The following is a 12217-nucleotide window of genomic DNA, read 5'->3' as shown; positions in this document are numbered from 1 at the left end:
CCTGTGATTGGTTTTGCGTATTATGGCAACCGTGTTTCGTGGTTGTAAATGGTAAAGCTATGCAAGTCTATCTGGTTGGCGGTGCGGTACGCGACAAGCTGCTCGGTTTGGCAGTCAAAGATCGTGATTATGTGGTGGTCGGGGCGACGCCGGAAATCATGAAGGAAAAAAGCTTTCAGTCCGTAGGGCAGGATTTTCCGGTCTTTTTGCACCCTAACACGCATGAGGAATACGCGCTGGCGCGGATGGAGCGCAAAACAGCACGCGGACATCAGGGCTTCAGCTTTGATTATGATCCGAATGTGACGCTGGAAGAGGATTTACTGCGCCGCGACCTGACCATCAATGCGATTGCCGAAGCTGAAGACGGCAGCCTGGTCGATCCGTACGGTGGATTGAATGACATAAAGGCGCGGGTGTTGCGCCACGTCAGCCCTGCATTTGGTGAAGATCCGCTGCGCGTGCTGCGCCTGATGCGCTTTTATGCGCGTTTTGCGCCACAGCAGTTCACCATTGCACCGGAAACGCTGGCGCTGTGCCGTGAGATGGTAGCTGAAGGTGAATTGCACGATCTGACCGCAGAGCGGGTATGGGCAGAATGTGAAAAAGCGCTGAGTTATGCCGAGCCGTGGCATTTTTTCGACGGGCTGGCCGAGGTTGCTGCGCTGGACGTATTGCTCGCAGACGCAGTACCCGATACGGCTGTGCTTGCGGAAATGGACGCGGCATTAAAAGTAGCGTGTGCGCAAGTCGATGATGTGGCACTGCGCTTCGCGGCGTGGTTACGGCTGTGTAGCGCGTGTGGCGAAGCGGCGCTGCGGGTGTTGCGCTTGCCGAACAAGGCCAAGCGCTGGATTGAATTGTTGATGAAAACTCAAGACATTGCACTGGACTGGGCGAATACGTCGGCGCAAGATCGCTGGCAGTTGCTCAAGCACTGCGGCAGCCTGCGTCAAGCCGGTGATTTGGCCGATTTGCTTGCGGTGCTGGGTGTAGATGATGCGCTGCAGCAGCGGATTATCGCACAGGCGCAGGCGGTGCAAGCATTAGATGTCGGTGCATTGCAGGCAGAGGGGCATAAAGGCGCAGCACTGGGCGCGGCGATTGCCGACGCGCAGCGCCGAATTCTGGCTGGCTAGGGTCTGTTGACATTTGATTTTTGTAGATAAAACGATGCAAAAATCGCGTAGCATAATTAGTTGTCAACAGACCTTAGGATGACGCTGCGCCGCCAAATTGATGATGGCGGTTGCGGTTGAAAAAGCCGATCATGAAAATCAGTACCACAATATCGAGCCAGACGCCGACGATGATCGAGAGGCCGTTATAGACGGCGATATGGCTCAGCACCAGCAGCCCGAGCGAACTTGCGAGAATCAGCAGCGCATGTGGTAGCCGGTATTGCATAAGAATTTGCAGATAAGTCAGCGCGACGAGATAAACCGCTATCGCTGCATTCAGGCATAGCATGGTGTAGCTTGGGGATAACTGTGCGGGGTCATTGAGCGAGTCGGCGACCAGTTCCAGCCCGGTGCCGACACTGGTCAGGGCAGCAAAGATGAAAAAATGCCCGTAATTGAACAGGAAAACGTATTTGTGTTCGGTGCGCTTTTCCAGCATTTTCGCAAACGGGGTGTCGAAATAGAGCCACCACAGGGCGAAAATTAACCCCATGACGCCGGCGCTGACGAAGAAGATGTCCAGCCAGTGGTCGTAAATATGGTGGCTGTAGAGTACGTTGATGGTATTGATCGCGCCGAGAACTCCTTCACCGAGGACGATGATGGCAAGCAAACCGTAGCGTTCGGCGATGTGGTGCGGGTTCCAGTGATTTGTTTTGCCTTCGTGAATCCAGCGCGTCATCAGCAGTTCGGCAGCGATGAGCAAAAACAGGGTGAGTACCTTTAGTCCCGGGGTGAAGAACAGACGCAGTATCCACAAGCTTTGTACGATTGCTGTGCCGATGAGATAGCGTTTGGCAACGGTTTTGCGCGCCGGTTCGTCGCGGTATATGCGTAACCACTGGCTCATCAGGGCAAGGCGGATGATGGTGTAACCGGCGACGACAATGGTCAGCGAGCCGTGCTCGAACAGCTGGCTTACGCCGACTGCAATCATTAGCGAGCCGAGCATTTGTACAAATGCGGCGAGGCGGTAATAGAGGTCGTCGCTGTCGTAGCAAGAGGCGAACCACGTAAAGCTTGCCCATGCGTTCCAGAGCAGGAAAAAAGCCAGAATGAAGTGGTAAATGCCGTCGCCGATGTGTTGCTGCTCGAGCAGGCTGTGGTGCAGGCTGGTTACGGTGGTGGCAATGCCGACCACATACACCAGATCAAACAGCAGCTCCAGTGGTGTTGCGACCCGGTTGGGATCGTGCGCATCGCGCAGACGCATTTTTTTGATGTCGAACATGACGCTGCCTTCTATGGGTAAGGGATGTCATTAGGCAGCTACCATATTAGCGCTGTAACCGATTGTTGCCAAATGCTTTAGCGGCAGGTCATGTGGTGGTTTCTTCTTCGTCCATATGGAAATCAAACTCCAGCTGGCGGTCGTCAAAAGCTTGCACCAGCGAGTCTGCGAGTGGCTGGGTCATTGGGGCAAAGGTGACGCTTTGCTCGTGCATGGTATCGGTTGAGCGCTGGGTCATGCGGTAGAGAGCGAACAGGAAAAAACTACCCATGACGGCACCAACGCAGATAAAGAATGCCTGATTGGCAATGGTTTGCATCAAAAAGCCGGTAATCATTGGCCCGGCAATAGCTCCTAGCCCGGCAACCAATACGATGGTGCTTGCTGCGGGAACGATTTCGCCGCTTTCAAGCCAGTCGTTGATGTAGGCGGTGGACATGCCGCTAAGTGGCAAAATAAACCCACCTGCGAGGATGAATAGCGGCAGTAGAAGGAGTAGGTTGTTACCGACGAAAGGTGCTGTTATCGCAGCGCAGCAGCCAATCATGGATGCACCAGCAAGGATAATGCGGCGGTCGAATTTGTCCGACAGGCGGCCAATTGGCAGAGTGAAAAGCAGTGCGCCGAGGTTAAGCGCCATGACGACCCATGCGGCGCGGCTTTCGATGATACCACTATTGACAGCATAGACTGGGGCAAGCGAAGTCAGTACGCCGACGCAGAAGCTCGCAGCGAATACGCCAATAAAGCCGAGTGGCGAACGGCGATAGAGCTTGAACAGGCTCATGGATCCTTGCTGCTCCTCAATCGGTGGTGCTTTGATGCGGGTCAGCAGCAGCGGAATAGAGGCGAGTGAGATCGCGATCGACGTGATCGAAAAGAGCAGGAAGCTGGTCGGGGCGATGAAGTTGAAGAACAGCTGCCCGATCATGCCCGAGCCGTAAATCGTCATCAGGTAAACAGCCATGGCTTGGCCGCGATCCTGATTATTGCTTTGCGCGTTAAGCCAGCTTTCGCAGATGATGTAGAGGCCGGATATGCAAAAGCCGGTGATGAAGCGGATCAGCATCCACTGCCATGCGGATACAAAGACGGTGTGCAGCAAAATAGTGATTGAGCATAATGCGGAAAGCGCGGCAAAAACACGGATATGCCCGACATTGGCAATGTAGCGGCCAGCGGTCAGTGCGCTGACCAAAAAGCCGATGAAAAAGCTCGCCATGATGAAGCCGATCTCGCTTTGTGAAAAGCCCTCAGCCGCACCGCGCAGGGCGATGAGGGTGTTTTGCAGGCCGGTACCAGTCATCATCAGTCCAATACTGAAAAACAGAACTTTATGACGGCGTAAAGCGTTCCACATGGTTGATTCCCCGATAATTCAGTTATTCAAAATTTGCGTGTTTAAGTATCGGTACAGCACGTATTGATGCGCAGTTGCGCTTACCCGAAAAATCACTGCACTGTAGCTGAGTGAAGGTGCGTTATACCAGTTTGTTCACAGGTGGTGTTGAAGAGGTGTAATGGCAATGAATGATACAGGAATTTATAAAATTCAAAAATAAAACAATTTATTATTTTGACTGTACTGCTCCATTTGGCACTGCACTGTGAAAATGCGTCAACCTTAAAGCCTTTATAGCGCGAAGACAACCCCATTTTGGATACGCTTTGTTCAGAGATAGATGCACATCGGGGTATACGCGACCGGGTCGGGTATGATTTGCGCGTCGACGTTGAATACGCTTTTCAGGGTGGCTGTGGTGATGACCTCGGCCGGGCAGCCGCTGCTGTGTAGCCGACCTTGCTCAAGTATGAGTAGGTGATCGCAGTAGCGCGCGGCCTGATTGAGGTCGTGCAGGACGACAATAATGCTTTTGCCGCCGTCTTTGAGCGTGCGCAATAGCTTGAGCAGCTCGATTTGATAGGCGATGTCGAGGAAGGTGGTGGGTTCGTCGAGCATGATGATGTCGGTGTCTTGCGCGAGGATCATGGCGATCCATGCGCGTTGGCGCTGGCCGCCGGACAGGTCTTCGAGGCTGCGTTCGGCAAATTCGTGGATGCGAACCTGGCTCATGGCGGCGTGGACGTGTTCGTGGTCGTCTTTGCCGAGGCGCCCCCAATGCGAAACGTAGGGGGTACGGCCGTATTCGACCAGTTGCTTGACGGTTAGCCCTTCGGGGTGGGTGAGGTTTTGCGGAAGGACGGATATGCGCTGCGCGAGGGCACGGTTGCTATAGCTGTGTACGTCTTTGCCGTCGAGGCAAATGCGTCCGGCAACGGGTTTGAGCAGGGCCGAGATGCCTTTGAGCAGGGTGGATTTGCCGCAGCCGTTGGGGCCGATTAGTCCGACGACCTGATTGACGGGTATGGTGGTCTTGAGGTCGTCGATAATGGTGTTGCTGTGTTTGCCGTCGCCGTAAGCAAGGCTGATGTTTTGGATGTCTATCATGTCCATCCTCGATAGCGTGATAAAAGATAGATGAAGTAAGGGCCGCCAATGACCGCGGTGAGGACACCAGCCGGCAGTTCTATTGGTGCAAACAGGGTGCGCGCGGTGGTATCGGCAACGAGCAGGACGAGTGCGCCGATGAGTGCGGCAAGTGGCAAGATGAGGCGGTGTTTGTGCCCGCAGAGCAGGCGCGCCATATGCGGTGCGAGTAGCCCGATAAAGCTGATGGTGCCGACGACGGATACGGCGAGGCTGGCGATGATGACGGCAATCAGCAGCGCCGTGAGGCGTAACGGGGTGACGCGGATGCCGAGATGGGCAGCGACGTCGTCACCCAGGCCAAGGACGTCGAGTCGCCACGCGAGATAGTAGGCGATGAAAAAGAGGATAATGAAGGTTGAGAGCAGCAGCGGGATGTGCTGCCAGCCACGCCCCCACAGGCTGCCGGTGAGCCACAGCATGGCAACGTTGATGTCGAGCGGGTACATCACGAGCAGGAAATTGGTGCAGCTTGAGAGAAAGGCACTGACTGCGATGCCGACCAGAGCGAGGCGTGCCGGGGTCGGCTTTGCCCATGCGGCGAGGGCGAGAATGATGGTAAAGGCGAGGATGCCACCAATTGCGGATGCGGCAGCCAGTAACCAAAGCGACGCGGCGGGCAGGAAGATAATCAGGGCGGTGGCGCACAGTCCTGCACCGGCACTGATACCCATCAGGTCGGGTGAGGCGAGAGGATTGCGAATGATGCCTTGCACCAGTGCGCCGGATAGCCCCAGTGCGGCACCAGCAACCGCAGCGAGGATGATGCGCGGAATGCGGTGTTGCCAGAGAATGAAATCCTGCGTGCCGGTGTGAAAATAGGCGTAGATTGTCTGCCAGGTTTTGCCGATGCTGATGTCGCTGGTGCCGACAAAGATGCTGGCGAACATCAAAACGAGCAGCAGGGTCAGGGCGGTGATGATGCGATGGCGGATGAAAATAGTCATGTGCGGCGCTTGCAGGCGAGTAAGATGAAAAATGGTGCGCCGATGAGTGCGGTGAGCAGGCCGACTGGAGTTTCTGCCGGGAAGGCAACAGCGCGCGAGAGTACATCCGACCACGCCATCAGGGCAGCGCCGAGGATGGCGACCAGCGGGATGAGCAGTTGATATGAATGGGCGCGGCAGGCGAGCAGCAGTTTTTTTGCTGCGTGCGGGATAATCAGCCCGACAAAGGCAATTGGCCCTGATACGGCGACGCTGGCAGCAGTCAGCAGCAAGATGATGCTGGCGCACTGGCGTTGCAGGCTGATGACGTTGGTGCCGAGGCTGCTGGCGACGTCGTCGCCAAGTGCCAGGATGTTCAGCCGTGGCGATAGCCACCATGCCCAAGTGAAACCAAACAGCGATAGGGGCAGCAGCCACGGGATATTTTCCCAGCGGCTGTTGGCGATTGAGCCCGCGAGCCAATACAGTACGCCAAAGCTGCTTTCATCGGCAACAATCAGCGCGGCACGGGTCGCGCCGAGCAGTAGTGCGTTGATCGCCACGCCGGAAAGAATGAGGCGCAGTGGGTGGATGAGGCGGTCGCTGGTGTAACCGGCAAGTACCATGACCAATGTCGCGGCAATCATCGCACCAATCAGTGCTTGCAGCAAGGTGGTCGGCAGCAGGTCGCCGAGTGCTGTGACTGATGCCAATGCGACCAGACAAGCAGCACCGGAATTGATACCGAGGATGGTGGGTGAGGCGAGCGGATTGCGTGTGATGGCCTGCATCAGTAATCCGGCAATGGCGAGATTCGCGCCAACACACACTGCGACCAATACCCGTGGCAAACGGATGTCGATGACCAGCCGTGTCGGCGTGGATAGTGATTCGCCACCTTGCCACCATTCGCCAAACGCTGCGAGCGACAATGGGAAATGCGAATAGGCGGTCAGTGCGACGGCAAAGCCCGCCAGCAGCACGGTGATGGCGAGCAGGAACAAGGCATACAGCCGCCAACGCGGCGGCTGTATTGAACGCGTCATAAGTGGGGTTTACTCCTGACTGTGTGCGATCAGGTCTTGTGCCATGCGCTCAGCAGACGGCATGCTGCGGCTGAGTGACCAGTATGATGAATCGACTTCGACCACATGGTCGTTCTTGACCGCTTTCAGGTTCTGATACAGTGGTGAGTCTTTCCAGTCTTCGAGGACGGTGTGGTCGTTGTAGCGGCCAACCAGCAGCCAGTCGGGATCAGCAGCGAGCAGTTGCTCAAGGCTGGTCGGGATATAGGCTTCTTCGGTTTGCTCGGGAATCGGGCTTTTCAGACCCAGCGACGAGATAACCGTACCGGCATAAGACGTCGGGCCGTGCATCCACATGCCTTTGTCGGTGATGACTGCAAACTGTACGGTTTCATCCGCCATTTTGCTGCCTTGCAAAGCGTCGCGTGCATCGCGCATTTTCTGCAAGTGGTCTTCAATTGATTTGCTCATGGTGTCGTCTTGGTGCAGAACATGGCCGATGACCTGTGCCGCTTGCAGGTTCTCGTAGTAATCTTCGCCACGGCTTTTGACGAACAGGGTCGGGGCGATTTTTTCGAGGTCGTCCTTGATGACAGTGTGACGATCTTTATCGGCAATAATCAGATCGGGCTTGGCATCGGCAATGGATTCGATATTGGGCTGGTAACGCGAGCCTAGCGAGGTGTATTCACCGACTGCGTCACGGAATTCGGGTATCAGCTTTTCAGGATTGCCGTCGTCAGAAATGGCGGTAGGCCGTTTGCCTGCTGCAAGAGCACCGCCGACAAAGGAAAACTCCATTGCCGCAATGCGCTGCGGGTCAGCCGGGTAGTCATCAATATTGGGTACAAATGCTGCAATTTCTTCAGCTGAGAGCAGGTGTGCGGCGGTATCGTTGCTGTCTTGAGCCTTATCTTGAGCATGGGCAAAGCCACTTGCAGTCAAAGCTGCAGCACAAATTAGGAAAAATCTATTCATTTTTATTTGTCTATCCTCTTTAAATGAGTTTTGCGCCGCAAAGAATAGCACAAACAATACTGATTATCATTATGCAGTATTTGTCATATACATTTTTCTAGGGTTGTGGACTGCGGCGGATGACCGAGCGGAGTTCAAAGCTGGTGTGGACGTTTTGCACGCCGGGCAGCGGGGTGAGTTTGCCGAGTAGGAACGATTCATAGGCAGGCATGTCTTTGACCACAACATGGATGAGGAAGTCTTCGGCGCGGCCAGTAACGATGCTGAGGCCAATAACTTCAGGAAATTGGCTGACTGCGGCTTCAAAGTGCTCAAAGCGTTCGGGGGTGTGCTTATCCATGGTTACGCCGATATATACGCTGAGCGCATAGCCAAGCGCATCGCGGTTGAGTTCGGCGCGGTAGCCTTCGATGATGCCGAGGTCTTCGAGGCGTTTTACTCGCCGTGCGCATGGAGTCGGCGAGAGATGCACAGCTTCGGCAAGAGCGAGGTTGTTGATCCTCCCGTCACGAGTAAGAATGCGCAGGATGTTACGGTCGGTTTCGTCGAGTTGGTAGAGAGTATCGCTCATTTTTTATCCATTTGTGGTTATTATTGCTAATTAGATCGCCATTATGGCAGATTTTTGGTGAGTTTTGTCGCACTGACTCCTTTATAATAAGTGCATACTTTTTAATGACCGGAGTTCATCATGTCGCAAGCGCGTTTTACCCATACTAAATATCCCCGTTTTGAATTTGCCCCGCAGCTGACCGACCGTCAGTGGCCAAACAAAACAATCACTAAAGCACCGGTTTGGGCGAGTGTGGATCTGCGCGACGGCAATCAGGCATTGATTGACCCAATGACGATTGAGCAGAAGCTGCGTTTTTTCAAGACCCTGGTCGCGTGTGGCTTCAAGGAAATCGAGATTGGCTTTCCGTCTGCTTCACAAATTGAGTTTGATTTTACCCGTCTGCTGATTGAGGAAGGCCATATCCCCGATGACGTGACGATTCAGGTGCTGGTGCAAGCGCGCGAGCATTTGATCGAGCGTACCTTCGAGTCTTTGCAGGGTGTTCGTCGTGCCGTGGTGCATGTGTATAACTCGACGTCGAAAGTGCAGCGTGAAAAGGTATTCGCCAAGTCAAAAGAGGAAATCAAGCAGATTGCGATTGAAGGAGCGCAGCTGGTCAAGGATCACGCGGCGCAGCATCCGGACAGCGAGTGGGTGTTCCAGTATTCACCGGAAAGTTTTTCCCAGACTGAAACCGAATATGCAGTCGAAGTATGCGATGCGGTGTGCGATGTGTGGCAGCCGCAGAATGGTCAGGCGGTGATTTTGAACTTGCCTGCGACGGTCGAAGCATCGATGCCGAATATTTTTGCCGATCAGGTAGAGTATTTCTGCCGCCACTTAAAGCAGCGCGAGCATGTGGTGATCAGTATTCATACCCACAATGACCGCGGTTGCGCAGTTGCAGCAGCAGAAATGGCGATTTTGGCTGGAGCTGACCGTATCGAGGGTACGCTGCTCGGCAATGGCGAGCGCACCGGCAATATGGACATCATGGTCATGGCGATGAACCTGTACAGCACCGGTATTGATCCTGAGCTGGATTTTTCGAACATGAACGAAATTGTGCATGTGGTCAGCGAGTGTAACAATTTGCCGGTGCATCCGCGCCATCCGTACGTTGGCGAGCTGGTATTCACTGCATTTTCCGGCAGCCATCAGGATGCGATCAAGAAATCGCTCGACCGTGGTGAAAGTGCGACTTGGGAAGTGGCTTACCTGCCGATTGATCCTCTCGATATCGGGCGCAGCTATCAGGATGTGGTGCGCATCAACAGCCAGTCTGGCAAGGGCGGCGTGGCGTATATCCTGTCGCGTGATTACGGCCTCAATCTGCCGCGCTGGCTGCAAGTCGATTTTGCGCAGCGCGTGCAAGCGGAATCCGAGCGTACCCAGAAAGAATTGTCGTCGCAGGATATTATTAATCTGTTTGAAGACAAATACCTGCAAGACAGTGTGTTGGTTCTGGAAGACTATCAGGTTCGTCGTCAGTCGCGTCAGGACAGCATGGAAGCGGTACTTGACCAGCACGGTGAGCAAATCACCATTAGCGGCAGCGGCAATGGTGTACTCAGCTCGTTCATTAATGGCCTTGAACAATACAGTGGCTTGAAAATCAGCGTCACCAACTACGCCGAGCATGCGATGACGCAATCAACCGACGCAAAAGCAGTCGCTTATGTGCAGCTGATCGTCAATGGCACGCTCTACACCGGTATTGCTTACAGCACGGATACTGTGACGGCAATGTTGCGCGCAGCACTGGTTGGTGTTTCGCAGGCATTGCGCGAAGAAAAACAGGCCGCATAAGCAAAGCCCAAGTAAGGAGAGAGCCGGATGCAGTGCTGCATCCGGCTTTTTTTAGGTTTGTAGCCAGAAAGTGACCGGCCCATCATTGACCAGTGATACTTGCATATCTGCACCAAATTCACCGGTTTGAATGTGTGGGTAAAGTGTTTGCATATGCTTGCAAAAGCGGGTAAAAAATACCTCTGCTTCGGCAGGCGGCATGGCTGGATCAAAGCCGGGGCGGTTGCCTTTTTTCGTTGATGCAGCGAGGGTGAATTGTGAGACGAGCAGGATGCTACCTTCGGCTTGCTGCACGTTGTTGTTCATTTTGTCGTCAGCATCGCTGAATATGCGGTAGTTGAGCAGTTTCTGCGCCAGTTTTTCGGCTTGTGGCCATGTGTCGGTTTTTTCAATACCGATCAATGCGAGCAAGCCGTGGTCGATATGGGCAATTTCCTGCTCTGCGACGTGAACCGCTGCACTGGTGACGCGTTGTATCAAGGCTATCATGGCAAAATTCCAGTCATTATTAAGTCACTTATTATAACGTGCAGAAAGCGGCTGTTTGGCCGCAAAAGCTGCGTGTTGTGGCATAATATACCGCGCATTTATCCCATAGCCGCATAAGGAAATACCATGTCGCTCGTTGGCCGCCACGTTTTATCAATTGATCCGTTTACCCGCCCTGAACTCGAACATTTACTTGCTGTTGCACGTAAGCTGGAGCCGGTCGCACGGCGACAAGTACGCTGTAATGTGCTGGAAGGTGCGGTCATGGCAAACCTGTTTTTTGAGGCAAGTACGCGTACGCGGATGAGCTTCCACACTGCTTTTTCCCGCCTTGGCGGTAGCGTATGCGATACCACAGGCTTTACTTTTTCTTCAATCTCCAAAGGTGAGTCGTTAGAAGATACGGCGCGCGTGATTGCCGGCTATGCCGATGCGATCGTCATGCGCCATCCTGAGCAAGGCTCAGTCGCGCAATTTGCACGTGGGATTAACGTACCGGTGATCAATGCGGGTGATGGAGCAGGTGAACACCCCAGCCAGGCATTGCTCGATTACTATACGATTTGCACTGAATTCTACCGCTTGTGTAAGCATATTGATGGTATGACTATCACCATGGTCGGTGACCTCAAGCACGGCCGCACAATTCACTCTTTGTCCAAGTTGTTGGCGCTATTTGATAACATCACCTTTAATTTTGCTGCACCAGAGGCATTGGCTGCGCCGCAAGCTTTGGTTGATAAGCTGCGTGACAAAGGTCATCAGGTCAATATCTATGATGATGTCGCAGAAGCGATTGCCAAAACGGATGTTATTTACGCCACGCGTATTCAAAAAGAGCGCTTTGGTACGGGAGAAACGCCGGAAGGATACAGTGAGCAGTTCCGCATCAATCGCCGCCTGATTGAACGCCATGCGCCACAGGATGTGATTATCATGCACCCACTGCCGCGCGACAGCCGCGAGGGCGCTTTTGACCTCGCGACAGACTTGGACGATCTGCCACAATTGGCGATTTTCCGCCAGGCAGATAATGGGGTGATCATGCGAATGGCGATTTTTGCGACGGTACTTGGCGTCGATGATGGTATTGAGCGCTACTTCACTGAACAGCGCGGTTTCCGCCCGCAGCGCTACAGTAACCACGATGCCAGTTTCTACACCATCAATGAGGATTAATCTATGAAAATGATCACTGCAATTATTAAGCCGTTCAAGCTTGATGACGTGCGCGAAGCACTGGCGGACGTCGGCATTCAAGGCGTGACGGTCACTGAAGTGAAAGGTTTCGGCCGACAGAAAGGGCACACAGAGCTCTATCGTGGTGCAGAGTATGTGGTGGATTTTCTGCCTAAGCTTAAGTTAGAAATCGCAGTCACAGATGAGCAAGTTGAAGAAGTGGTGCAGACTATTCAAGAAACGGCACATTCTGGAAAAATTGGTGATGGCAAGATTTTCGTCAGTTCGCTGGAGCAGGTAGTGCGGATTAGAACCGGTGAACTCGATAACGAAGCACTTTAAGTTTTATTGCCCA

The 12217-nt window shown here is 53.8% G+C and carries 12 protein-coding genes; 4 read left to right on the top strand and 8 right to left on the bottom strand.

The annotated features are described in order from the left end of the window. Nucleotides 1-59: 59 nt before the first annotated feature. The gene (locus KRX19_09455) at nt 60-1139 is read left to right on the top strand and encodes a tRNA nucleotidyltransferase (GenBank protein MBV7435248.1); all 1080 of its coding nucleotides are present in this window, start codon (nt 60-62) and stop codon (nt 1137-1139) included. Nucleotides 1140-1212: 73 nt separating this feature from the next. Here KRX19_09455 and KRX19_09450 read toward each other — a convergent pair whose 3' ends face one another. The 7 genes from KRX19_09450 to KRX19_09420 form a co-directional block, all read right to left on the bottom strand. Further along, complete coding sequence (locus KRX19_09450) at nt 1213-2412, bottom strand: low temperature requirement protein A (protein ID MBV7435247.1); 1200 nt, start codon at nt 2410-2412, stop codon at nt 1213-1215. 88 nt (nt 2413-2500) lie between these two features. Beyond that, nucleotides 2501-3772 carry an MFS transporter gene (locus tag KRX19_09445; GenBank protein MBV7435246.1) on the bottom strand — a complete coding sequence of 424 codons (1272 nt, stop codon included), beginning with the start codon at nt 3770-3772 and terminating at the stop codon, nt 2501-2503. A 312-nt stretch (nt 3773-4084) separates the two neighbouring features. After that, nucleotides 4085-4861 (bottom strand): ATP-binding cassette domain-containing protein, encoded by a 777-nt coding sequence (locus KRX19_09440; GenBank protein ID MBV7435245.1) that lies wholly within the window; start codon nt 4859-4861, stop codon nt 4085-4087. Continuing rightward, a complete protein-coding gene (locus KRX19_09435) occupies nt 4858-5847 on the bottom strand; it encodes an iron chelate uptake ABC transporter family permease subunit (GenBank protein ID MBV7435244.1) in 990 nt (329 codons plus the stop codon). The genes KRX19_09440 and KRX19_09435 overlap by 4 nt, the downstream gene beginning before the upstream one ends. Further along, a complete protein-coding gene (locus KRX19_09430) occupies nt 5844-6872 on the bottom strand; it encodes an iron chelate uptake ABC transporter family permease subunit (GenBank protein MBV7435243.1) in 1029 nt (342 codons plus the stop codon). The genes KRX19_09435 and KRX19_09430 overlap by 4 nt, the downstream gene beginning before the upstream one ends. A 9-nt stretch (nt 6873-6881) precedes the next feature. After that, a complete protein-coding gene (locus KRX19_09425) occupies nt 6882-7829 on the bottom strand; it encodes an ABC transporter substrate-binding protein (protein MBV7435242.1) in 948 nt (315 codons plus the stop codon). Nucleotides 7830-7926: 97 nt separating this feature from the next. After that, complete coding sequence (locus KRX19_09420) at nt 7927-8400, bottom strand: Lrp/AsnC family transcriptional regulator (GenBank protein ID MBV7435241.1); 474 nt, start codon at nt 8398-8400, stop codon at nt 7927-7929. A gap of 120 nt (nt 8401-8520) precedes the next feature. Here KRX19_09420 and leuA point away from each other — a divergent pair, with 120 nt between their 5' ends. After that, entirely contained in the window at nt 8521-10194 is a 1674-nt protein-coding gene (gene leuA, locus KRX19_09415) for a 2-isopropylmalate synthase (protein ID MBV7435240.1), read from the top strand. A 51-nt stretch (nt 10195-10245) separates the two neighbouring features. Here leuA and dtd read toward each other — a convergent pair whose 3' ends face one another. Next, complete coding sequence (dtd, locus tag KRX19_09410; protein ID MBV7435239.1) at nt 10246-10683, bottom strand: D-tyrosyl-tRNA(Tyr) deacylase; 438 nt, start codon at nt 10681-10683, stop codon at nt 10246-10248. A 126-nt stretch (nt 10684-10809) separates the two neighbouring features. Here dtd and pyrB point away from each other — a divergent pair, with 126 nt between their 5' ends. Then, the gene (pyrB, locus tag KRX19_09405; GenBank protein ID MBV7435238.1) at nt 10810-11862 is read left to right on the top strand and encodes an aspartate carbamoyltransferase; all 1053 of its coding nucleotides are present in this window, start codon (nt 10810-10812) and stop codon (nt 11860-11862) included. A gap of 3 nt (nt 11863-11865) precedes the next feature. Then, the gene (gene glnK, locus KRX19_09400) at nt 11866-12204 is read left to right on the top strand and encodes a P-II family nitrogen regulator (protein ID MBV7435237.1); all 339 of its coding nucleotides are present in this window, start codon (nt 11866-11868) and stop codon (nt 12202-12204) included. The last annotated feature ends 13 nt before the right edge of the window (nt 12205-12217 follow it).

The organism is Cardiobacteriaceae bacterium TAE3-ERU3, from assembly GCA_019218315.1.
Classification (GTDB): domain Bacteria; phylum Pseudomonadota; class Gammaproteobacteria; order Cardiobacteriales; family Cardiobacteriaceae; genus JAHUUI01.
This window is presented reverse-complemented; position numbering and strand designations above follow the sequence as displayed.